Origin of the sequence: Streptomyces sp. CB01201 (assembly GCF_002803085.1) — a bacterium.
GTDB classification, from domain to species: Bacteria; Actinomycetota; Actinomycetes; order Streptomycetales; family Streptomycetaceae; genus Streptomyces; species Streptomyces hundungensis.
Genome location: NZ_NNBJ01000012.1, coordinates 241,772 through 263,832 on the forward strand (window position 1 = coordinate 241,772; position 22,061 = coordinate 263,832).

Here is a 22,061-nt window from a genome sequence, read left to right on the forward strand (position 1 = left end):
GATGTCTGCTGCCGCCGACGGCTTCCGCATGCCCGCCGAGTGGACCCCGCACGAGCGGACCTGGATGGCGTGGCCCGGCCCCAACGTCACCTTCCCGAACGAGGCCGAGCTGGCCGAGTCCCGCGCCGCCTGGGCCTCCGTCGCCCGCGCGGTGCGCCGCTTCGAGCCGGTCACCATGGTCGTCGGACCGGGCCAGGCGGAGAGCGCCCGCGCCCTGCTCGGCCCCGACATCGACCTCGTCGAGCGTGAACTCGACGACGCCTGGATGCGGGACATCGGGCCCACCTTCCTCACCGACGGCAAGGGCCGACTGGCCGCCGTGGACTGGACGTTCAACGGCTGGGGCGCCCAGGACTGGGCGACCTGGGAGCACGACGCCAAGATCGGCGCCCATGTCTCGGACCTGGCGGGTGCGCGCACCTACAGCTCGCGCCTGGTCAACGAGGGCGGCGCCATCCACGTAGACGGCGAGGGCACGGTACTGCTCACCGAGACCGTGCAGCTCGGCCCCGAGCGCAACCCGGACTGGACCCGCGAGGAGGTCGAGACGGAGATCCACGCCATGCTCGGCACCAGCAAGGCGATCTGGCTGCGGCGCGGCCTCACCGCCGACTACCCGCCGCACGGCTACGGCACCCTCGGCCACGTCGACATCGTGGCCGCCTTCGCCCGGCCCGGCGTCGTGGTCGTCCACACCCAGCCCGACCCGGCCCACCCCGACCACGAACTCGGCAAGGAGAACGCGGCCCTGCTGCGCTCCCAGAAGGACGCCCGAGGCCGCTCCCTCGAAGTCGTCGAGATCCCCGCCCCCACCGTCATCAAGGACGAGCACGGCTGGGTCGACTACTCGTACATCAACCACTACCTCTGCAACGGCGGAGTGGTCCTGTGCGCCTTCGACGACCCGCGCGACGAGAACGCGGCAGGCGTCTTCCGCCGGCTGTTCCCCGAGCGCACGGTGACCCTCGTCGACGCCCGGACGATCTTCGCGGGCGGCGGCGGCATCCACTGCATCACCCAGCAGCAGCCCAAGGTGTGACCGCGGGCGGCGCCGGCGGGCGCATCGGGTAGAACTGACGGGTGATGAGTCCCGCCGCCCGCCGCCGCAACACCGCTCCGCCCCGCGAGGAGGTGCTCGTCGCCGCCATGGCCACGATCGCCGAACGCGGACTCGACGGACTCACCATGGCCGGGCTCGGCCGCGAGGTCGGCATGTCCAGCGGGCACCTCCTCTACTACTTCCGCACCAAGGACGAGCTGCTGCTCCAGACCCTGGAGTGGAGCGAGGGCCGCCTCGGCGCCGAGCGGCGCGCCCTGCTCGCCCGGCCCGGCACCGTCCGCGAGCGCCTCGACGCCTATGTCGACCTGTACGTGCCGGACGGGCCGAGCGATCCGCACTGGATCCTGTGGCTTGAGGTCTGGAACCGTTCGCAGAACGCCGATGTGGCAGCCCGCGCCCGCCAGGCCGCCATCGAGGGCGCCTGGCACCGCGACCTGGCCGCGATACTCGCCGAGGGCGTCTCGCGCCGCGAGTTCCGCCCGGTCGACGCCGACCGTTTCGCCCACCGCCTGCGCGCCCTGCTGGACGGGTTCAGCGTGCATGTCGCCGTCGGCCTGCCCGGCACCGGAAGGGCCCAAGTGCTCGACCACGTAAGGGAGTTCGTGGACGAGACGCTGATGCGTCGCTGAGCCGTGCCCGGCGCGGGGAACGCAACGCACGCAAGTAGGCCCGATCGTTGCGCCCGGACGCCTTGTCCGCCGGGCGGCCCTGCGCCACCGTGGGCGTCCATGGGACGAGAGCAGTGGAAGAAGATCTGGGTCGGTTCGGCCGGCAACATGGTCGAGTGGTTCGACTGGTTCGTGTACGCCACGTTCGCCGTCTACTTCGCGGACGCGTTCTTCCCGAAGGGCAATGAGACCGCCAACCTCATGAACACCATGGGGATCTTCGCGGTGGGCTTCTTCATGCGGCCGGTCGGCGGCTGGCTGCTCGGCCGGATCGGCGACCGCAAGGGCCGCAAGGCGGCCCTCACGCTGACCGTCACCCTCATGTCCGCCTCCGCGATCCTGATCGCCGCCGCCCCCACCTACGCGGTCGCCGGATACGGGGGAGTGGCCGTCCTGCTGGTCGCCCGCCTGCTGCAAGGGCTCTCCGTCGGCGGCGAGTACGCGGCCAGCGCCACCTACCTCACCGAGGCATCCGACCCGAAGAAGCGCGGCTTCGCCTCCAGCTTCCAGTACGTGTCGATGACCGCGGGCCAGCTCATCGGCCTCGGCCTCCAGATCGTGATGCAGCGCAGCCTCTCGGACGCGGCCCTGCACAGCTGGGGCTGGCGCGTCCCCTTCATCGTCGGCGCCCTCGGGGCGGCCGTCGTCTTCTATCTGCGCCGCTCCATGCTGGAGACCGAGGTCTACGAGGAGTCCGGCGCGGCCCGCGACGAGGACCGGGGCACCCTGAAGGCGCTGTGGGCCCACAAGCGCGAGGCGCTCCTGGTCATGGCGCTCACCATGGGCGGCACGGTCGCGTACTACACCTACACGACGTACCTCACGAAGTTCCTGTCCAAGAGCGCGGGCATGGACAAGTCGACCGCCTCGCTCGTGAGCTTCTGCGCCCTGTTCGTGTTCATGTGCGTCCAGCCGCTCGCGGGCGCGCTGTCCGACCGGATCGGGCGCCGCCCGCTCCTGATCACCTTCGCCGTCGGCTCCACCTTCCTGACCGTGCCGATCATGACGATGCTCAAGCACGCGGGCACCTTCTGGCCGGCCTTCGGCCTCGCCCTGCTCGCCCTGCTCGTGGTCACCGGCTACACCTCGATCAACGCCTGCGTGAAGGCCGAGCTCTTCCCGACCGGCATCCGCGCCCTCGGTGTCGCCCTGCCCTACGCCCTCGCGAACGCGCTGTTCGGCGGGACCGCCGAATACGTGGCGCTGTGGTTCAAGAAGGCCGGCGCCGAGTCCGGGTTCTACTGGTACGTGGCGGGCTGCGCCGCCGTGTCCCTGGTCGTCTACCTGACCATGCGCGAGACGCGCGACATCGATCTCCACCGGGTCAAGGACGAGCCCCTGCGCACCCAGGCCGAACCGGTTCCGACGAATTAGCGCAGGTCGGCGGGGCGCCCGGATGGTGAGACCCCGGCTCGGGCCCCCCGGCCCATGTGGCAGACTGCCAGCGTGCTCGCTTCCGACATGATTATGGACAGCAGCGCGCCGGTCCGCAGTGACCGCTGAAACCGTGGACACCTCCCGCGGCAGCGGACATCGTGCCCCAGACCCGCGCGCAGACCTCTCGCACCCGCGAGGGGTCTTTTCGTTTACCGGCCCCCACCACGGCCGGGGCGAGGAGCGCGACGACGGGGGCAAGTGGAGCCATGAGTTCGGAGCCACTCACCCGACAGGAGTCAGATCAGCATGACGACCAACGAGGCGAACGAAGCCGCCGAGGAGAGTCTTCGCGACGGCCTCCGGGTCGACGACAGCTTCCACGTCTTCGACACGACGCTGCGCGACGGGGCACAGCGCGAGGGCATCAACCTCACCGTCGCGGACAAGCTGACGATCGCCCGGCACCTGGACGAGTTCGGGGTGGGCTTCATCGAGGGCGGCTGGCCCGGCGCCAACCCCCGCGACACGGAGTTCTTCGCCCGCGCGCGGCAGGAGATCAGCTTCCGCAACGCCCAGCTCGTGGCGTTCGGCGCGACCCGCCGCGCGGGCGGCAGAGCCGCCGAGGACCCGCAGGTGCGGGCCCTGCTCGAATCCGGCGCCCCCGTGATCACTCTGGTCGCCAAGTCGCACGACCGGCACGTCGAACTGGCCCTGCGCACCACCCTGGACGAGAACCTGGAGATGGTCCGGGACACCGTCGCGTACCTGCGCGAGCAGGGCCGCCGGGTCTTCGTGGACTGCGAGCACTTCTTCGACGGCTACCGGGCCAACCCCGAGTACGCCAAGGCCGTCGTGCGGGCCGCGAGCGAGTCCGGCGCCGACGTGGTCATCCTGTGCGACACCAACGGCGGGATGCTGCCCGCCCAGATCCAGGCCGTGGTCGCCACCGTGCTCGCCGACACCGGCGCCCGGCTCGGCATCCACGCCCAGGACGACACCGGCTGCGCGGTCGCGAACACGCTGGCCGCGGTCGACGCGGGCGCCACCCACGTGCAGTGCACCGCCAACGGCTACGGCGAGCGGGTCGGCAACGCCAACCTGTTCCCGGTCGTCGCCGCCCTGGAGCTCAAGTACGGCAAGCGGGTGCTGCCCCAGGGCGCGCTCGCCGAGATGACCCGCATCTCACACGCCATCGCCGAGGTGGTCAACCTCGCCCCCTCCACGCACCAGCCCTACGTCGGCGTCTCCGCCTTCGCGCACAAGGCCGGCCTGCACGCCTCCGCGATCAAGGTCGACCCCGATCTGTACCAGCACATCGATCCGGGCCTGGTCGGCAACCGCATCCGGATGCTGGTCTCCGACATGGCGGGCCGCGCCTCCATCGAGCTCAAGGGCAAGGAGCTCGGCGTCGACCTCGGCGACGACCGCGAGGTCGTGGCCCGGGTCGTGGAGCGGGTCAAGGCCCGCGAACTCCAGGGCTACACCTACGAGGCCGCCGACGCCTCCTTCGAGCTGCTGCTCCGCGACGAGGTGGAGGGCGGCCCGCGCGACTACTTCCGCATCGAGTCCTACCGGGCGATCATCGAGACGCTCAAGGACGGCACCCACGCCAACGGCGCCACCGTGAAGTTCTGGGTCGGCGAGGAGCGCATCATCGTCAGCGCCGAGGGCAACGGCCCGGTCAACGCACTGGACTCGGCGCTCCTTGAGGGCCTGGAGCGCTTCTACCCGCAGGTCGCCAAGTTCGAGCTGGTCGACTACAAGGTCCGCACCCTGGAGGGCAAGCACGGCACCGCCTCCACCACCCGGGTCCTGATCACCACCACCGACGGCACCGGCGAGTGGACCACGGTCGGCGCGGGACCCAACGTGATCGAGGCGTCCTGGGAAGCCCTCCAGGACGCGTACACCTACGGCTTGCTGCGCGCCGGGACCCAGCCGCTCCGCTAGGCGCTGTCCGGCGGACGCGGTCTTCCGGGGCCCGGGGGGAGCGGACGGGGGTGGACCAAAGGCCCGCGTCACGGCGGGACCCCGGTCCTCCGGGCGCCCCGCCGACCCCGGCCGCGCCACCCCGTATGTCCGTTTCCGCGCGGCCTCGGGTAGCGTCGGGACCATGAGGCTCAGGGTTTTCTCCGCACTCTCCGCCGTCGCACTCGCCGCACTGGCCACGGCGGGTCCCGCCATGGCCGCGAGCGGCGCGTCCGACGTGGCCGACCACCTCAAGAAGAGCCCGGTCTACGTGGACCCCGGAGCCGCGAACCAGCTCAGCCAGGCCCAGGCCGACGCCCTGGCCAAGAAGATCAAGGACGCGGACAAGCCGCTGTTCGTGGCCGTGCTGCCCAACAGCACCGCGTACCCCAAGAACTCGATCCTGCCGAACCTGCGCACCGACACCGGCGTCACCGGCCTGTACGCGATCCGGCTCGGCGACGCCTTCACCTCCGGCGCCGACAGCAAGGTCATGCAGCGCCAGGCCGTCCAGAACCTGAACAGCGCGGTGCGCGCCCCCGGTACCGGCGAGAGCGCCGCCACCCAGCTCAACGCCTTCGTCGACAAGGCGCTCCCGCAGATGAAGGGCCACGCCCCCGCCTCGTGGGGCGGTGGCTCGGGCTCCGGCGGCGGGGACGGCAGCGGTGCGCTGATCGCGGTGGGCGCCGTGGTCGTGGCGGGCGGCGCCGGCGCGTACGCCCTGGTGCGCCGCAACCGCAAGAAGAAGGCCGAGGAGGAGCGGGCCGCGCTCCAGCGCCTCCAGGTCGTCGTGGACGAGGACATCACCGCCTTCGGCGAGGAGCTCGACCGGCTCGACTTCCACCCGGCCGAGGCCGGCGCCGACGACGCGATGCGCGCCGACTACGAACGCGCCCTCGACTCGTACGAGACGGCCAAGACGCTGATGGCCAAGGCCGAGCGCCCCGCCGATGTGACCGGGGTGACCCAGGCCCTGGAGGACGGCCGGTTCTCGCTCGCCACCCTGGCCGCCCGGCGCGAGCACCGGCCGCTGCCCGAGCGCCGCGCCCCCTGCTTCTTCGACCCGCGCCACGGCCCCTCCGTCGAGGACGCCACCTGGACCCCGGCCGGCGGCGCCCCGCGCCAGGTCCCGGTGTGCCAGGCGGACGCGACCCGGCTGCGCGACGGGCAGGACCCGATGGTCCGCGAGGTCGACACCGACCAGGGCCGCCGTCCGTACTACGACGCGGGGCCGGCCTACGGCCCCTGGGCCGGCGGCTACTTCGGCGGCGGCATGCTGCCCGGCCTCCTGATGGGCACGATGCTCGGCTCGATGCTGTCGACCCCCGCCTACGCGGCCGACTACGGGGCCGGGTCCTACGACGCCGGCTCCAGCTTCGACGGCGGCGATGTGTCGGGCTCCGACTTCAACCCGTCCGACTTCGGCGGCGGTTGGGGCGACGGGGGCGGTGGCGGCGACGGCGGGGGCTTCGGCGGCGGCGACTGGTAGCCCGCCCCAACCCGCCTGACCTGCCCGGCCGCTGTTGACCCGCCCCGTTCCAACGGGTGATAGTTGCGAGCCGCACATCCAGGGTTGGGGACACATTGCAAGCCGGGCACGAAGACGTCACGGCCGCCTGCGCCGACGCGGAGGCGCTGCTGCGGGCGGGCCGCACCAGCGCCGCCCGCAAGGCGGCACGCGCCGCGCTCTACACGGACGGGCCCGATCCCGCCCTGTACGCCCTGCTCGGCCGCGCGCACGCGGCCGAGGGCACGGGCGACCACGCCGACCGGGCCGAGGCGGTCTTCACCGAGGGTCTCGCGACCTTCCCCGACGATCTCGGCCTGCTCCTGGCCTACCACGAGCTGTGCCGGACCGGAGACGACCCCGAGCGCAGTCGCCGCCTGCCCGAACTCGTCGCACGGATACGGGAGTTGGACCCCGACGCGGTGCCCGAGCCGACCGGCCCCCAGACGGCGTCCCGGCCCGGCGGCCGGATGCAGCGCCATGACGCCCGCCTCGTCCTGACCGTGATCGGCCACCCGGTCGGCGCCGCGCAACAGGCCTGGGACCGGGCGCGGGCGCGGCCCACCGACGACCGGACCGCCGTACTCGCCGAGACCCTCACCACGCTGGCCCGCAGGGGCCGCGCCCCGCTGCGGCTGCTCGTGCGGGCCCCGCTGACCGCTGCCCTCGGCTGCTGGGCGTGGTTCGACGCGGTGCTCCTGACGGTGGCCGCGCTGCATCTGCCGGCCTGGACGGGCCTGGCCGCGCTGCTCGGCCCGGCGATCTTCCCGCTCCTGTACGGGCTGCTGCGCGGCGCCCGCCGCAGGGCGGCCGGGCGCGCGCCCGCCGGGCCCGCGTCGACGCCCGTGCACGAGGCGTTCCCGTCGCTGCCGCCCGTGCCGCCGTACACCACCCGTGAGAAGGCGACCGCGGCGCTGGTCGTGCTCACGGTCGCCGTCACGCTCGCCGTCTTCGTGGCGCGTATCGCGCACTGATCTGGGCAGGGCGGGGCCGCTACAGCGTGCGGGCCACACCGCCGTCCACGCGGAGGTTCTGGCCGGTGATGTACGAGGAGGCCGGCGAGGCCAGGAAGGCGACGGCGCGGGCCACTTCCCGGACGGTGGCGTACCGGCCGGCCGGGATGCGCGCGACGGTGTCCGGGTCCTCGGGCCAGCTGTCGACGTAGCCGGGCAGCACGTTGTTCATCCGGACGCCCCGGGCCGCGTACTCGTCCGCGTACAGCTTGGTGAACGAGGTCAGGGCGGCGCGCAGACTGGACGAGACCGGGATGAAGTCCAGCGGTTCGAAGGCCGTGTACGAGGAGATGTTCACGATCGTGCCGCCGTGCTCGTTGGCCGTCAGCTGCGGCGTGACGAGCCGGGCCATGCGCACCACGTTGAGCAGCAGCATGTCGAGCCCCGCGTGCCAGTCGGCGTCGCTGGTCTCCAGGAGGCCGCCGTTGGCGGGGTGCCCGGTGTTGTTGACGACCGTGTCGATCCGCCCGTACGCGTCGAGGGCCGCCGCGACCACGCGCTCCAGATCGGCCGGCTCGGTCACCGAACCGCGCACCGCGATCCCGCCCAGCTGCCCGGCCAGGTCGAGCACGCCCGGTGAGCGGGCGAGCAGCGCCACCCGGTAGCCGTCGGCGGCGAGCTCGCGGGCGATGGCGGCGCCGATGCCCTGGCTCGCGGCGGTGACGAGGGCGACGGGCTGGGTCGGGTGGGGCATGGGGGAGCGCTCCGGGGTCCGGTCGGCGGGGGCCGTGGGGGGTCCGCAGTGTGCTGCCGTACCTGCCGTAGGGGAGGGCACGGCACAGCATGGTACGAAAGTACGTAAGACATCGTACAGTACGAGATCTCTCTTACCATGGCGCTTACACTGGGGGAATGCCGACCCACCACCCCGATCTCGACCGTGTCGCCGTCGAAGACGTGCTGGCCGCCCTGGGCAATCCGGTGCGGATCTCGATCGTGCGCGAACTCGCCGGCTCGGCCGGGCCGCGCAGCTGTGGCAGCCTGCCCATCGAGGTCACCAAGGCCACCGCCACGCATCACTGGCGGGTGCTGCGCGAGAGCGGGCTGACCCGCGAGAGCCGTTCCGGCCGGGAGAAGCAGATCACCCTGCGCACGGCCGAACTGGACGCCCGTTTCCCGGGACTGCTCGCGGCCGTCCTGGCCGCGGCCCCGCCGCGGGAGCCCTGAGGCTCCCGGCGGGGATCCGGGGCGGGTGCCGCGCGGGTGTGGCCAGGTGTTACGCGGACTTGATCGCGGAGATGTCGAAGGTGAGCCTGACCTTGTCGCTGACCATGACGCCGCCGGTCTCCAGGGCCGCGTTCCAGGTCAGGCCCCAGTCCGAGCGCAGGATCTCGGCGCCGCCCTCGAAGCCCACGCGCTGGTTGCCGTAGGGGTCGGTGGCCGTGCCGTTGAACTCCAGGTCGATGGCGAGCGGCCGGGTGACGTCCTTGATCGTGAGGTCGCCGGTGATCCGGTACTTGTCGCCGCCGAGCTGCTGGGCGCCGGTCGAGCGGAACGTCATCAGCGGGAACTGCTCGGCGTCGAAGAAGTCGCCGCTGCGCAGGTGGGCGTCGCGGTCGGCGATGCCGGTGTCGACGCTGGCGATCTTGACGTCGAGGGAGGCGGTGGACGCCGCCGGGTTCGCGCCGTCCAGGGTGAGGGTGCCCTCGTGCTCGGTGAAGGAGCCGCGGACGTTGGTGACCATGGCGTGCCGCACGGTGAAGCCGATGCTGCTGTGCGCCGGGTCGATGGCGTACGTACCGCTCAGCGCGGCCAGCGCCGGGTCGACCGCGACGGGCGCGGTGGCCGCGGGCGCGGCGGAGTCGAGCGTGGTGTCGGTGCTGTTCTTGCGGCCGAAGAGACCCATGATGTGCTCCTTGGGGGACGTGCCGCGGCCTTGCGCCGAAGCGGTTTAAGTTTCAACGAGTTCAACGGGATTCACTGTAGGACTATTCCGTTCGAGATTCAACTACTTCGACGCGATGGCGTGTCGGCCCCTGGGCGGCCGGGCCCCGGAAGGGGGCGGGCGTCAGAGGCTGGGCGGGTCCAGTGCCCGGGCGGGTGTCAGGGGCGGGGCGGCAGCGGGGCCGGGCCCAGGGTGGTGGTGCCGGGGGCGGCGCGGTGGCCGAGGCCGGTGCGGTAGGCGTCCATGGCGGCCTCGACGCGGCCGGTGCGGCGCAGCAGGTCGCCGAGGAGCCGGCACAGGTCGGCCAGATCGCCGCTCGCCCCGCTGCGCTCCAGCAGGCCGAGCGCGGTGACGTAGTGCTCCTCGGCCGCCTCGGCGTCCCCCTGCTCCTCGCGGATCAGGCCGAGCAGCCGGTGTGCGCCGCCCGCGTGCACCGCGCCGTGCTGGTCGCCGAGCTCGGTGAGGGGGGCCAGCAGGGCCATCGACTCCTCGTGCTGCCCCAGGCGCCGCAGCACGTCCGCCAGCTCCACCTCGACCTGGGCCGTGAACAGCGCCGCCCGCTTGGCCGCGAGCATGTCGCGTGCGGTACGCAACTCCCGCTCGGCGAGCTCCAGTTGGGCCTGCTGGGCGTAGACGTAGCCACGCATCCAGTGGCAGTGCGCCAGATCGGTGCGCAGGCACAGCTGGCGGTAGATCGACTGGGCCTTGGCGAGCGAGGCGTCGGCGTCGGCGAGCCGGCCCTCGGCCAGAAAGGTGCGGGCCACCTGCCGGTGCATCCCGGCGACCAGGGCCGGGTCCGAGACCTGCGGGGCGAGCGCGAGCGCCAGCTCGGCGGCCCGGGCCGCGCGGGCCTGGGCGCCCATGTCCAGATACGGCCCGATGATCGCGGCGTACAGGAGCACCAGCGCCTCCGGGTCGGCGAGGCCGCTCGTGCCGAGCTCGTCGATGGCCGACTCCAGCACGTAACAGGCGTAGCGCAGCTCTCCCGCCAGGATGTGGGCGACCGCCCGGCCCCGGACCGCGCGCACCCGGCGGGGCAGCGGCTCGGCGGCCATTAGCTGCTCGGCGGCCTCGAAGTGCCGGACGGCGTCGGTCAGTTCACCGGTTTCGAGCGCGCAGTCGCCGAGCCCGAGCAGTGCCTCGGCGCGTTCCTCGTCGAGGTGGTGCAGTTCGGCCTCGGTGAGCAGCCGGCGGAAGCGGACCGCCGCCTCGTCCGCCTCGCCGGTCGCGAGGGCGCGCTGGGCGTCGGTGAGGCCCAGGCGCAGTTCGGTGGCAAGGCGGGCCGGGCGCCCGGTGGTCAGCTCCTCGTACGTCGTACGGAGGCGCTCGGCGAGATGGCGGAGGGCCGCCTCGGAGGGGCGGACCTTGCCGGACTCCAGCGTGGAGACATAGGCGGGCGTATAGGCCGGCTCGGCCAACTGCCGCTGAGTCAGGCCCAGTTGGGAGCGCAGTCGCTGAACTCGGCGGCCGATCACGGCAGGTTCATCCATGGCGTCCCCTTGGCCCCAGGGCATTGCGCACGCCCCGTGCGCCCCCTAATTTAAGCAGCCCGTTCAATGCGTTTACCCGAATGCTTAACTTCCGTTGCAGGAAAGGGACTTCATGCGCCCACCCACGCTTTCGTCCACGCCTCCGTCCGCGCCTCCGTCCGCGCCTCCGTCCAGTCCGTCCAGGCGCCCGTTCGCGCGGAGAGGGGCCGGCGCGGTCACGCTCGCCGGCGCCGTCGTGCTGGCCGCGCTGGCCGCGCTGGCCGCCGGGCCCGGCACCGCGGCCGCCGCGGACCCACCCCCGCCGAGGCCGCTGGTCCAAGTCGAGATACCGGGCCCGGAAGCCGCCTCCGGGGCCACCCCCGCGGGCTCGGGCCACGCCCTGGTGCCGGTGGCGGGGCGGGGCGGGCCCGCCCCGCACCTCTCGGCGCCGGCCGCGGTCGCCGCGGACGGCCGGGTCACCAAGGTGGTGGACAACGGCTCGACCGCGGACCGCCTGGACATCGTGGTCGTGGGCGACGGCTACACGGCCGACCAGCTGGACCGGTTCCACGCCGACGCCAAGGAGAAGTGGGGCGAGATCACCGGCGTCGAGCCGTACACGACGTACCAGAACCTCTTCAACGTATGGACGGTGGACGCGGTCTCGCCCGAGAGCGGCGTCTCCGGCGACCCGGCGCAGGGCGATACGAGGAACACCGCGCTCGGCTCGTACTTCTGGTGCGACGGCGTCGAGCGGCTGCTCTGCGTCGACCAGGACAAGGTCGACTCCTACGTGGCGAAGGCGCCCCAGGCCGATCTGGTCCTCGTCCTCGCCAACAGCGCGAAGTACGGCGGCGCCGGGTACAACGAGCCGTCCGCGAAGCTGGGTTACGAGGGCATATCCACGGCGTCGGCCGGCAACGCGAAGTCCGGCCAGGTCGCCATCCACGAGACCGGGCACTCGCTGGGCAAGCTGGCCGACGAGTACTTCTATCCGGGCACGCCGGGCTACGAGCACTATTCGGGGCCCGAGGCCGGGCAGTCCAACATCTCGATCCTGACGGCGGACCGGATGGCCGCGGACCGGACCAAGTGGTACCGGTGGCTCGGCGAGACCTCGCCGGACGGCGGGACGGTGGGGGCGTACGAGGGCGGCGGCTACTACGTCACCGGGCTCAGCCGGCCGACCGACGGGTCGATCATGCGGATCCTGGGCAAACCGTTCAATCTGCCGGGGGTGGAGGCGATGATCGCGGGGTTCTACCGGCACGCGTCGATCGCGACGCCGGGGGTTTCCACGGCGCGGACGCTGCGCCCGTCCGACACGGCCCGGGTCGTGGTGCCGCGGCTCGCCGGGGCCCGGCAGCTGACGGTCCGCTGGTACCTGGACGGGCGGGAGCTGCGGCGGTACGACGGCCGTACGTCGCTGTCGGTGCGGGCTCTCGGCCTCGGCCGGGGGTCCCACACCCTCTCGGTCCTGGTGTCCGACCGGACGCCCTCGGTGCGGGATCCCCTGCTGGGGGCGGGGTTGCGGGGTGTGGTGCGCTGGGGGGTCCACCGCTGATTCCCCCACGGCCCGGGGTTGCCGGGCCCCGGCCGGCCCCTGGGGCTCCGCCCCGGGCCCCGGCCATCCTGCCCACCCACCCGCCCGTGCAGCGCGCTGAAGGGCCCAGCCCCTGGGGCTCCGCCCCCTGCACCCCCGTCGCGCCTTAAGGGCGCTCGTCCTCAATCGCCGGACGGGCTGGGAATGCCTGCGCCGGCCAGCACCGAGGCATTCGGGACCACTTACAGGGGCGCGGGCAACTGCGCGAGAAGCGAGCACGACCCGCAGCCGAAATGGGGGTGACGTGCGCGAGCAACTATGCACGGTGCGAGGCCGAAAGGGGGTTGGGGGCGCGGGCAACTGCGCGAGCAACCATGCACGGTGCGAGGGCGAAAGGGAGTTGGGGGCGCGGGGAACTGCGCGAGCAACCATGCACGGTGCGAGGGCGAAAGGGAGTTGGGGCGCGGGGAACTGCGCGAGAAGCGAGCACGACCCGCAGCCGAAATGGGGGTGACGTGCGCGAGCAACCATGCATGGTGCGGGGCCGAAAGGGGGTTGGGGGCGCGGGGAACTGCGCGAGAAGCGAGCACGGTCCGCGGACGGAATGGGGGTCAGGGGCGCGGGGAACTGCGCAAAAAAGGGCCCCGCGCCAGCAAGCCCGCACGCACATGCAACCCCGCCCCGCGCAACCAACCCCGCCCCGCGCCAGCAAGCCCGCCCCGCGCAACCAACCCCGCACGCGTACGCAAACCCGCCCCCCCCAACCCCCGGACGGGCCTACGTGCTGGAAGCCCGGATCTTCAGCTCAGGGAGGATCGAGAGGTGGTGCCGAGGCCGCCCGGGGTCGGTGAGCCGGAGGGCGAGGAGGTCCACCGCCGCCACCCCCACCGCCCGCTTCGGCGGCGCCACCGCCGTCAGCGGGATGTCGGCCAGCGCCGCGACCTCGTCGTCGTACGCCACGATCGCGAGATCCCCCGGCACCGAAAGCCCCCGCACCCGCAGCCGCGGCAGCAGCACGATCGCATCGTGGTCGTTGTGGACCAGGACCGCGTCGAGCAGCCGCGCCTCGACCGCCGCGGTGAACGCGTCGAGTTGGGCGTCCCGGCGCACCGGGTCGGTCTCCGGCGCCGCGATCGTGAAGCGCAGCGCATCCGGCGCGGACAGGCCGAGCGAGGCGAGGCCGGCGAGGTAGCCCTCCTGGACCAGGGCGCTGTGCGGGCTGTCCGCGCGAAGGAGCAGCCCGATCCGTTCGCGGCCGGAGCCGGCGAGGTGGCGGACGGCCAGCCGGGCGCCGTGGGCGTGGTCGGTCACCACCCGCTCCGCGCCCGGTACGTCGTCCCCGGAGCGCCGCTCCACCAGGACGTACGGCACGCCGAGCGCCGCGAGCCAGTCCTGGTCGCCGGGCGTTCCGCACGGCGCGATGAGCAGCCCGTCGATTCCGTGGGACAGGAGTTGGCGGACCTGCGCCCTCTCCTCGTCCGGGCTGTACTGCGAGAGGCCGAGGACCAGCCGGACGCCCCGGGCGGCCGCCGCCTCCCTCGCGCCCCTGATCACCTCGGGGTAGTAGTAGTCGGCCGTCGGCACGACGAGGCCGAAGACCAGCCCGGGGCCGGACGGAGGCGGCGGCTGGAACGCGGCCGGGGCCGACGCCGTCTCGGGGAGCAGCGCACCGCCGTGCACCCGGGCCACCAGACCCCGCTCGGCGAGTGCCTCGACGTCCCGGCGCACGGTCACCGCGGAGACCTTCAACTCCTCGGCGAAGTCCGTCACTCGAAGCGAGCCGCGCTCCCGCAGCCGCCGCAGTATCGCCTGGTGCCTGTCCTCGGCATGCACGTGGTTCCGCCCCTCCCCGCCGGCCTCCGCCGACCGCCGTCAACCGCTGACCAGGAGCGTAACCCTCGTTAGATCGTTCGTGCACGATTCTGCGCGAACGATCAATTTCCTTGATGAATGTGCGAAGTATTGCGCGTTCTTTCGATCTCATGAGAGAAACCGCTCCATCGCGCCGCGCTCGCCTCTCCCGCTCGCCCTCCTTCGCCCGTCCCTCCTTCCTCGCTTTCGCTCCGGAGGTCCGCCACCATGCCATCCCCGCAGGGCAGTTCACGCCGTACCTTCCTCGCCGCGTCCGGTACCGGCGCCGCCGCCGTCACCCTCGGTCTGACGCTGCCCGCCGCACCGGCCGTCGCGGCCCAACTCGCCCCGACGGCAGATGAGTTCGACGGCTTGCGCCTGCGCTGGCGCGATCTGACGCTCGGTACCGGATACGACGCCACCGCCGAGCCCTACGCCACCAAGCTCGCCGCCCTGGGCACTTCGGCCCGCGCCGCGCTCGCCGCGATGGCCCCCGCGACCGGTTCCCTCTGGCCCGACCAGCCGCTCACCAACCCCGCCACCGGCTCCGCCAACATGACCGCGAGCTACGGCCGGCTCAACACCATGGCGCAGGCCTGGGCCCAGCCCGGCACCGGATCCACCGATGACACCGCCCTGATCGCCGCCGTCGGCAAGGGACTCGACCACCTCTACACACAGATCTACAACGAGAACACCAAGTCCTTCGGCAACTGGTGGGACTGGCAGATCGGCAGCTCCCGGCTCGTCCTCGACACCGCGGTCATCGCCTACGACACCCTCACCGCCGAACAGATCGGGCACTGCACCGCCGCCATCGACCACTTCGTGCCGGACAGCGCGGTCGCCGTCTACAGCGGCACCTCCACCGGCGCCAACCGCACCGATCTGTGCCGGGTGCTCGCCACCCGCGGGGTGCTCGGCCGCAACGCCGCGAAGATCGCGCTCGCCCGCGACGCCCTCTCGCCCGTCTTCCCGTACGTCACCGGCGGCGACGGCCTGTACGCCGACGGCTCGTTCGTCCAGCACACCTGGATCGCCTACACCGGCTCGTACGGGGAGGTGCAGATCGACGGCCTGTCCCGGCTGTTCGCGCTGCTCGCCGGCTCCACCTGGGCGGTCACCGACCCCAACCGGCAGATCATCCTGGACTCCGTCGAGCGCAGCTACGCGCCCTTCCTCCACGACGGCCTGATGATGGACTGCGTCAACGGCCGCGCGATCTCCCGCCAGACCACCGACGACCAGCTGATGGGCCGCACGATCATGGCCCATATCGCCATGCTGGCCCTCGGCGCTTCGGCCGCCGAACGCGACCGCTGGCGCGCGCTCATCAAGGGCTGGGTGCAGCGCAACCGGACCACCCCCGTCCTCACCGACCAGCGCCTCTCCGTCGCCAACCTCGCCCTGCTGCGCGCGGCCGTGGATGCCGCACCCTCGGCGGCCCCCGCGCCCACCGGACCGCGCCTGTTCCCCGCGATGGACCGCGCGGTGCACCGCGGCGCCCGCTTCGCCGCCTCCCTGAGCATGTCCTCAAGCCGGATCGCGTACTACGAGAACGGCAACGGCGAGAACCTGCGCGGCTGGCACACCGGCTCGGGGATGCTCGCCTGGTGGGGCGAGGGCTTCGCGGGGGACCAGTACAGCGACGGCTTCTGGCCGACCGCCGACCCGTACCGCATGCCCGGCACCACCGTCTCGCGCAAACCGCTCGCCGACGGCGAGGGCGGCGCGTGGGGCGCGGCCAGGCCGGCCACGACCTGGGTCGGCGGCGCCGGCGACGGTACGTACGCGGCCGTCGGCCAGCACCTCAAGGGGCTGTCCTCCACCCTCACCGCCCGCAAGTCCTGGTTCTTCGTCGGCGACGAGATCGTCTGCCTGGGCGCCGGGATCACCGCCGCGGACGGCGCCCCGGTCGAAACGGTCGCCGACCACCGCAACCTCGGCGCCACCGGCACCGACGCCCTCACCGTCGACGGCCGCCGACTGCCCACGACCCTGGGCCGGCACGACAGCTTCCGGCGGGCCCGCTGGGCGCACCTCGCGGGCCACGGCGGCTATGTCTTCCCCGACGGTGCCGCCGTACAGGCCCTGCGCGAGGAGCGCACCGGGACGTGGAAGGCCATCAACACCGGCGGCACCGCGGACCCCGTCACCCGTCGCTACCTCACGCTCTGGTTCGACCACGGCACCGACCCCACCGACGCCTCGTACGCCTACGTCCTGCTGCCCGGGGCCCGTCAGCTGGAGACCGCGGTCCGCGCCGCCGATCGCGACAAGATCCGCGTTCTCGCCAACTCGGCCTCCGTGCAGGCCATGTGGGCCCGCAGGCTGGGGCTGCTCGCGGCGAACTTCTGGACGGCGGGCGCGACGGGCGGTCTCGGCGTGGACGGCCCGGCGAGCGTCCTCGTCCACACCGCGCACCGCACGGCGACACTGTCGCTCGCCGCGCCCGAGCGCTCGGGCACACCGGTCGAGCTGACCTGGGACCGGCCGGTGCGCTCGGTCGCCACCCGGGATCCGCGGGTGGAGGTGCTGTCCACCGGGCGCTCGCTGCGGCTGCGCGTCACGCCCGGAACGTCCTGCGACACGGTGCGAACCGAGGTCGTCCTGGGCTGACCCGGGCCCGGTCCCGCCCCGGCGAGGCGCCGACCGGAGCCGACCGGACGCCGACCGGACGCCGACGGGACGTTGCGGGACCGGTGCGGAGTCGCTGTCGGAACCCAACAGATCTCGGGGTCCTTGCGCTGTCGAGTCGGCTGCCCGGCGTGGGTCTACTGTCAGGCCTCACTAGGAAAGCGGTCCCGAGACTGTTCGGAGTCGACGGAGGAAATCCTTGGTCCCTTTCGTAGGGTCGGTACATGACCGTTGTGGACCAGACCCCGGGTGAGCCGAGCGATACGCGTGGCCGTGTGGCAGAACTTCTCGCCCTGCGTGAGGAAGCCCGTCGCGGGCCGAGCGAGCGGGCGACCGAGGCGCAGCACGCCAAGGGCAAGCTGACCGCCCGCGAGCGCATCGACCTGCTGCTCGACCCGGACTCGTTCCACGAGGTCGAGCAGCTGCGCCGGCACCGGGCCGTCGGCTTCGGCCTGGAGGCGAAGAAGCCGTACACCGACGGTGTCATCACCGGCTGGGGCACGGTCGAGGGCCGCACGGTCTTCGTCTACGCGCACGACTTCCGCATCTTCGGCGGCGCGCTGGGCGAGGCCCACGCCACGAAGATCCACAAGATCATGGACATGGCCATCGCGGCCGGCGCCCCGCTGGTCTCGCTGAACGACGGCGCCGGTGCCCGGATCCAGGAGGGCGTCAGCGCGCTCGCCGGCTACGGCGGCATCTTCCAGCGCAACACCCGCGCCTCGGGTGTGATCCCGCAGATCAGCGTGATGCTCGGCCCCTGCGCGGGCGGCGCGGCCTACAGCCCCGCCCTCACGGACTTCGTCTTCATGGTCCGCGAGACCTCGCAGATGTTCATCACCGGTCCGGACGTGGTGCGGGCGGTGACGGGCGAGGAGATCTCCCAGAACGGCCTCGGCGGCGCGGACGTGCACGCCGAGACCTCCGGCGTGGCGCACTTCGCGTACGACGACGAGGAGACGTGCCTGGCGGAGGTGCGCTACCTGATCTCGATGCTGCCGTCGAACAACCGGGAGAACCCGCCGGTCCACGCCAGTGACGACCCCGCCGACCGCCGCTCCGACATCCTCCTGGACCTGGTCCCGGCGGACGGCAACCGGCCGTACGACATGCACAAGGTGATCGAGGAGCTCGTCGACGACGGCGACTTCCTGGAGATCCACGAGCGCTGGGCGCGGAACATCATCTGTGCCCTGGCCCGGCTCGACGGCCAGGTCGTCGGCATCGTGGCGAACCAGCCGCAGTCCCTGGCCGGTGTCCTGGACATCGAGGCGAGCGAAAAGGCTGCCCGCTTTGTCCAGATGTGCGATGCTTTCAATATTCCGATCGTGACCCTGCTGGACGTCCCCGGGTTCCTGCCGGGTGTCTCCCAGGAGCACGGCGGGATCATCCGCCACGGAGCGAAGCTGCTCTACGCGTACTGCAACGCGACGGTGCCCCGCATCTCGCTGATCCTGCGCAAGGCCTACGGCGGCGCGTACATCGTCATGGACTCCCAGTCCATCGGCGCGGACCTCACCTACGCGTGGCCGACCAACGAGATCGCGGTGATGGGTGCCGAGGGTGCCGCCAACGTCATCTTCCGCCGCCAGATCGCGGAGGCCGAGGACCCGGAGGCGATGCGGTCGCGCATGGTCAAGGAGTACAAGGCCGAGCTGATGCACCCGTACTACGCGGCCGAGCGCGGCCTGGTGGACGACGTGATCGACCCCGCCGAGACCCGGGCCGTCCTCATCGCCTCGCTGGCGATGCTCAAGACCAAGCACGCCGACCTGCCCTCCCGCAAGCACGGCAACCCGCCTCAGTAAGAGGGCCTACCGGACCTCAGCCAAGAGGAGACGAACTTGACCACCCCGAACTCCAACTCGTCCGAGTCCCTGCTCCGCGTGGAGAAGGGCGAAGCCGCTCCCGAGGAGCTCGCCGCGATCACCGCGGTGCTGCTCGCCCGCGCCGCCGCCCAGCCGGCCGCCGCCGCCCCCAAGCGCGGCCGCTCCACCGCGGGCTGGCGCCGCCTGGAGCGCACCCCCGGCTTCCGCGCTCCCCACTCCTGGCAGGGCTGACCCCGCCCAGGAGCCGTCCGCAGAAAGCCCCCGCCTCGACAGGCGGGGGCTTTTTCGCTGTTCCCGCAGCCGGAGAGTTCATCGACTCCATCGCGGCGGCCGTCGCCGGACGGGTCGGCAAGGACGCGCTCATCGCCTTCGCCGACGCCTACCGGGCCTACGCCCTGGCCCACCCGGGCCGGTACGCCGCTACCCAGTACCAGATCGACCCCGAGCTGCTCGCCGGCACGACCGTGCTGGCGAGCACGGTGGACACCACGTACGGAATGCTCCGCGGCTACGGCCTCACGGAGCCCGACCTGACCGACGCGGTACGCCTGCTGCGGAGCACCTTCCACGGCTACCTCACGCTCGAAGCGGAGGGCGGCTTCGGCCACCCCCGCGAGGTGCGGAGGTCGTGGGAGCGCGGGGTCCAGGCGCTGCACGTTCTCCTGGAGCACTGGCCCAGGAGCGAAGAGGGGGACGAACACCATGACTGAACCGGCCATCGGCACCCTGGAGGTCCCCGGCGCGAGCCTGCGCTACGAGGTGCGCGGCGCCGGGCCCGTGCTGCTGCTCATCGTGGGCGGCGGCGGGGACGCGGGGATCTTCGAACCGGTCGCCGACGCGCTCGCCGACCGGTTTACGGTGGTGACCTACGATCCGCGCGGCCACTCCCGCAGCCCGCTCGACGGGCCCGATGTGGACCAGCGCGTGGAGACACAGGCCGACGACGCGTACCGGCTGCTCGAACGGGTCGCGCCCGACGGCCCGCCCGCGTACGTCTTCGGGACCAGCTCGGGGGCGATCGTGGCGGTGGAGCTGCTCACCCGCCACCCCGAGCGGCTGGCGAGAGTGGTCGCCCACGAGCCCGTGCTGGTCTCGCTGTTGCCCGACGCGGCCGAGCAGCACACCTTTTTCAGCCAGGTCGTATCCACTTTCCACCGGGCCGGAGTGGATGCCGCGATGGCCGAAATGGGTGCGGGGTGCGGCGAGGAGCGGGGCGAGGAGCCGGACCTGTCCGGGCTCTCGCCGCGGATGCTCGCCACGCTGTCGCGGGTGCGGGGGAACTCGGCGTTCTTCCTGGGCCGGATCCTGGGGCAGTTCAGCGCCCACGCACCGGATCTGGCCCAACTCGACGCCAGTGCGGGCAAGTTGGTGCCCGCCGCGGGCTGGGCGTCGTACCGGCTGCGGCTGTACCGGCCCGCGGCGTGGCTGGCCGAGCGGTACGGGGTCGCTCTCGCGGAGTTCCCCGGGGCCACGTCGGTGTGGTGACCCGCCCCCGTGAATTCGCCCTCGAACTGGGCGAGTTGCTGCGCTGAAACGCGGAGCCCCGCACCCCGGGGCTCCGCACGCAGGTGCGTCTGGTTACCGCAGTCGTGCCATGAGGGCGTGTTCGACGAGGGTGATGAGGGCGCTCTTGGCGTCGGCGCGGTGGCGGGCGTCGGTGACGATGATGGGGGTGTCGGGTCCGATCTGGAGTGCTTCGCGTACTTCGTCGGGGGTGTAGGGCTGGTGTCCGTCGAAGCCGTTGAGGGCGATGACGAAGGGGAGTCCTGAGTTTTCGAAGTAGTCGACGGCGGGGAAGCAGTCGGCGAGGCGGCGGGTGTCGACGAGGACGACGGCGCCGATGGCGCCGCGGACGAGGTCGTCCCACATGAACCAGAAGCGGTCCTGTCCGGGGGTGCCGAACAGGTAGAGGATGAGGTCCTGGTCGAGGGTGATGCGGCCGAAGTCCATGGCCACGGTGGTGGTGGTCTTGTCTCCGGTGTGGGTCAGGTCGTCGATTCCGGCGGAGGCGGAGGTCATGACGGCTTCGGTGCGCAGGGGGTTGATCTCCGAGACCGCGCCGACGAACGTGGTCTTGCCCACGCCGAAGCCGCCCGCCACCACGATCTTCGCCGACGTGGTGGAACGGGCGGCACCGCCGCTAGAGCTTGCGAAGTCCACTGAGCACCCTTTCGAGCAGTGTCACGTCTGGCTGTCCGCCGGCGGACTCGTCGCCGCCGGGCTGATGGATGGCGACAAGTCCGGCCTCGGCCAGGTCGGCTACGAGGATCCGGGCTACGCCGAGGGGGATGGTGAGGAGTGCCGAGATCTCGGCGACCGACTTGATCTCGCGGCACAGATGGCAGATCCGCTGGTGCTCGGGCAACTGCCCTTGCAGCCTTGACGGTTCGGCCGTGGTGTGCACCAGCGCCTCGATGGCGAGCTGGTAGCGCGGCCTGGTCCGGCCGCCGGTCATGGCGTACGGGCGCACAAGCGGGTTGTGCGCGCCGCCCGCAGGGGAGGGCTGGGGGGTCTGCCTCGGCTGCACCGGTTCGATCCGGGGCTGCGGCGGCTGGTCGTACGGGCTGGGCCGGCGGTTCGGCTGCTGATAGGGCTGCTGGTAGTGGCCGCCCTGGCCCTGACCCTGTCTGCCGGGAGTGGAGGGGTAGTTGAAGCGGTTCTGGCCGTGCTCACCCGGAGACTGCTGTCCACCGCTGTAGGGGTGCCCGCCTGGGGGTGTTGTCACGTTTCCTCCTCCGACTACCGGTGCCCGTCCCATTGGGGCCGCGCCACCGCACCTTATGGGGCGGTGGCGAGAAACGCACGGCCTGTCTGCTGATTGAGAACTGATCGGTAACTAGTTAAGAAGGCTTCCCTGAAGCTCGGCGCGGAGGTCGGGAGTCAGCACGCTTCCGGCCCGGTCCACGAGCAGTGCCATCTCGTAGCCCACCAGGCCGATGTCGGCCTCGGGGTGTGCGAGGACGGCGAGGGAGGAACCGTCGGAGACCGACATGATGAAGAGGAAGCCGCGCTCCATCTCCACCACCGTCTGGTTGACGGCGCCGCCTTCGAAGATCCGGGAGGCGCCCGCGGTGAGGGACGTCAGACCGGAGGCCACGGCCGCCAGCTGATCGGCCCGGTCCCGGGGGAAGCCTTCGGACATCGCCAGCAGGAGTCCGTCGGCGGAGACCACCACCGTGTGGGACACCCCGGGGGTGTTGTCCACGAAGTTGGTGATCAACCAGTTCAGATTCTGCGCCGCCTGGCTCATCGGG

At 72.2% G+C, this 22,061-nt stretch carries 19 protein-coding genes and 1 pseudogene; 13 read left to right on the forward strand and 7 right to left on the reverse strand.

Annotated features, from left to right (window positions below; genetic code table 11):
* The first annotated feature begins 1 nt into the window (after position 1).
* From CG740_RS25535 to CG740_RS25560, 6 genes are all read left to right on the forward strand, one after another.
* Positions 2-1,039, forward strand: a complete 1,038-nt coding sequence (locus CG740_RS25535) for an agmatine deiminase family protein (protein WP_199846569.1) — start codon at positions 2-4, stop codon at positions 1,037-1,039.
* Between the two features lie 44 nt (positions 1,040-1,083).
* Complete coding sequence (locus CG740_RS25540; protein ID WP_100577603.1) at positions 1,084-1,689, forward strand: TetR/AcrR family transcriptional regulator; 606 nt, start codon at positions 1,084-1,086, stop codon at positions 1,687-1,689.
* 99 nt (positions 1,690-1,788) lie between these two features.
* Positions 1,789-3,102, forward strand: coding sequence for an MFS transporter (locus CG740_RS25545; RefSeq protein ID WP_100577604.1), 1,314 nt, complete (start codon positions 1,789-1,791; stop codon positions 3,100-3,102).
* Positions 3,103-3,411: 309 nt separating this feature from the next.
* Complete coding sequence (gene cimA / locus CG740_RS25550; protein ID WP_100577605.1) at positions 3,412-5,055, forward strand: citramalate synthase; 1,644 nt, start codon at positions 3,412-3,414, stop codon at positions 5,053-5,055.
* Positions 5,056-5,218: 163 nt separating this feature from the next.
* Complete coding sequence (locus CG740_RS25555; RefSeq protein WP_100577606.1) at positions 5,219-6,562, forward strand: hypothetical protein; 1,344 nt, start codon at positions 5,219-5,221, stop codon at positions 6,560-6,562.
* 95 nt (positions 6,563-6,657) lie between these two features.
* Positions 6,658-7,554: a hypothetical protein gene (locus tag CG740_RS25560; RefSeq protein WP_100577607.1), complete on the forward strand. Its 897-nt coding sequence runs from the start codon at positions 6,658-6,660 to the stop codon at positions 7,552-7,554.
* A 19-nt stretch (positions 7,555-7,573) separates the two neighbouring features.
* Here the strand turns inward: CG740_RS25560 and CG740_RS25565 are convergent, their stop codons facing one another.
* Positions 7,574-8,287, reverse strand: a complete 714-nt coding sequence (locus CG740_RS25565; RefSeq protein ID WP_100577608.1) for an SDR family oxidoreductase — start codon at positions 8,285-8,287, stop codon at positions 7,574-7,576.
* A 158-nt stretch (positions 8,288-8,445) separates the two neighbouring features.
* Between CG740_RS25565 and CG740_RS25570 the strand changes: the two genes are divergently transcribed.
* Entirely contained in the window at positions 8,446-8,760 is a 315-nt protein-coding gene (locus CG740_RS25570; protein WP_100577609.1) for an ArsR/SmtB family transcription factor, read from the forward strand.
* A gap of 49 nt (positions 8,761-8,809) precedes the next feature.
* On the opposite strand, the gene CG740_RS25575 is transcribed toward CG740_RS25570, so the two are convergent.
* Positions 8,810-9,439, reverse strand: a complete 630-nt coding sequence (locus CG740_RS25575; RefSeq protein ID WP_100577610.1) for a YceI family protein — start codon at positions 9,437-9,439, stop codon at positions 8,810-8,812.
* Between the two features lie 197 nt (positions 9,440-9,636).
* Complete coding sequence (locus CG740_RS25580) at positions 9,637-10,968, reverse strand: helix-turn-helix domain-containing protein (protein ID WP_100577611.1); 1,332 nt, start codon at positions 10,966-10,968, stop codon at positions 9,637-9,639.
* 235 nt (positions 10,969-11,203) lie between these two features.
* On the opposite strand from CG740_RS25580, the gene CG740_RS25585 reads away from it, so the two are divergent.
* Positions 11,204-12,511 (forward strand): M64 family metallopeptidase, encoded by a 1,308-nt coding sequence (locus CG740_RS25585; protein ID WP_234376479.1) that lies wholly within the window; start codon positions 11,204-11,206, stop codon positions 12,509-12,511.
* A gap of 756 nt (positions 12,512-13,267) precedes the next feature.
* Here the strand turns inward: CG740_RS25585 and CG740_RS25590 are convergent.
* Positions 13,268-14,323 (reverse strand): substrate-binding domain-containing protein, encoded by a 1,056-nt coding sequence (locus CG740_RS25590; RefSeq protein ID WP_100577613.1) that lies wholly within the window; start codon positions 14,321-14,323, stop codon positions 13,268-13,270.
* 246 nt (positions 14,324-14,569) lie between these two features.
* On the opposite strand from CG740_RS25590, the gene CG740_RS25595 reads away from it, so the two are divergent.
* The 5 genes and pseudogenes from CG740_RS25595 to CG740_RS25615 all read left to right on the forward strand — a co-directional run bounded on the left by CG740_RS25595 (position 14,570) and on the right by CG740_RS25615 (position 20,292).
* Entirely contained in the window at positions 14,570-16,960 is a 2,391-nt protein-coding gene (locus CG740_RS25595) for a polysaccharide lyase 8 family protein (RefSeq protein WP_100577614.1), read from the forward strand.
* 242 nt (positions 16,961-17,202) lie between these two features.
* Complete coding sequence (locus CG740_RS25600; protein ID WP_100577615.1) at positions 17,203-18,786, forward strand: acyl-CoA carboxylase subunit beta; 1,584 nt, start codon at positions 17,203-17,205, stop codon at positions 18,784-18,786.
* A gap of 36 nt (positions 18,787-18,822) precedes the next feature.
* On the forward strand, positions 18,823-19,038 hold the full coding sequence (locus CG740_RS25605) for an acyl-CoA carboxylase subunit epsilon (RefSeq protein ID WP_100577616.1): 216 nt from the start codon (positions 18,823-18,825) through the stop codon (positions 19,036-19,038).
* A 56-nt stretch (positions 19,039-19,094) separates the two neighbouring features.
* A pseudogene (locus CG740_RS25610) lies at positions 19,095-19,517 on the forward strand (TetR-like C-terminal domain-containing protein); the annotation flags it as partial.
* Positions 19,510-20,292: an alpha/beta fold hydrolase gene (locus CG740_RS25615; protein ID WP_324901157.1), complete on the forward strand. Its 783-nt coding sequence runs from the start codon at positions 19,510-19,512 to the stop codon at positions 20,290-20,292. The pseudogene CG740_RS25610 and the gene CG740_RS25615, both read left to right, overlap by 8 nt.
* A gap of 93 nt (positions 20,293-20,385) precedes the next feature.
* Here the strand turns inward: CG740_RS25615 and CG740_RS25620 are convergent, their stop codons facing one another.
* The 3 genes from CG740_RS25620 to CG740_RS25630 form a co-directional block, all read right to left on the reverse strand.
* Positions 20,386-20,967 carry a GTP-binding protein gene (locus CG740_RS25620; RefSeq protein WP_100577617.1) on the reverse strand — a complete coding sequence of 194 codons (582 nt, stop codon included), beginning with the start codon at positions 20,965-20,967 and terminating at the stop codon, positions 20,386-20,388.
* Positions 20,948-21,532, reverse strand: coding sequence for a DUF742 domain-containing protein (locus tag CG740_RS25625; RefSeq protein ID WP_100577618.1), 585 nt, complete (start codon positions 21,530-21,532; stop codon positions 20,948-20,950). The genes CG740_RS25620 and CG740_RS25625 overlap by 20 nt, the downstream gene beginning before the upstream one ends.
* 111 nt (positions 21,533-21,643) lie before the next feature.
* Entirely contained in the window at positions 21,644-22,057 is a 414-nt protein-coding gene (locus tag CG740_RS25630; RefSeq protein ID WP_053725133.1) for a roadblock/LC7 domain-containing protein, read from the reverse strand.
* Positions 22,058-22,061 lie beyond the last annotated feature (4 nt).

Bases quoted from the DNA above. Each gene is read 5' to 3' on its own strand.
- CG740_RS25615 (WP_324901157.1), top strand. From the start codon at position 19,510: ATGACTGAACCGGCCATCGGCACCCTGGAGGTCCCCGGCGCGAGCCTG.
- CG740_RS25630 (WP_053725133.1), bottom strand. From the start codon at position 22,057: ATGAGCCAGGCGGCGCAGAATCTGAACTGGTTGATCACCAACTTCGTG.
- CG740_RS25540 (WP_100577603.1), top strand. From the start codon at position 1,084: ATGAGTCCCGCCGCCCGCCGCCGCAACACCGCTCCGCCCCGCGAGGAG.
- CG740_RS25570 (WP_100577609.1), top strand. From the start codon at position 8,446: ATGCCGACCCACCACCCCGATCTCGACCGTGTCGCCGTCGAAGACGTG.
- CG740_RS25580 (WP_100577611.1), bottom strand. From the start codon at position 10,968: ATGGATGAACCTGCCGTGATCGGCCGCCGAGTTCAGCGACTGCGCTCC.
- CG740_RS25565 (WP_100577608.1), bottom strand. From the start codon at position 8,287: ATGCCCCACCCGACCCAGCCCGTCGCCCTCGTCACCGCCGCGAGCCAG.
- CG740_RS25575 (WP_100577610.1), bottom strand. From the start codon at position 9,439: ATGGGTCTCTTCGGCCGCAAGAACAGCACCGACACCACGCTCGACTCC.
- CG740_RS25555 (WP_100577606.1), top strand. From the start codon at position 5,219: ATGAGGCTCAGGGTTTTCTCCGCACTCTCCGCCGTCGCACTCGCCGCA.
- CG740_RS25595 (WP_100577614.1), top strand. From the start codon at position 14,570: ATGCCATCCCCGCAGGGCAGTTCACGCCGTACCTTCCTCGCCGCGTCC.
- CG740_RS25545 (WP_100577604.1), top strand. From the start codon at position 1,789: ATGGGACGAGAGCAGTGGAAGAAGATCTGGGTCGGTTCGGCCGGCAAC.
- CG740_RS25600 (WP_100577615.1), top strand. From the start codon at position 17,203: ATGACCGTTGTGGACCAGACCCCGGGTGAGCCGAGCGATACGCGTGGC.
- cimA (WP_100577605.1), top strand. From the start codon at position 3,412: ATGACGACCAACGAGGCGAACGAAGCCGCCGAGGAGAGTCTTCGCGAC.
- CG740_RS25535 (WP_199846569.1), top strand. From the start codon at position 2: ATGTCTGCTGCCGCCGACGGCTTCCGCATGCCCGCCGAGTGGACCCCG.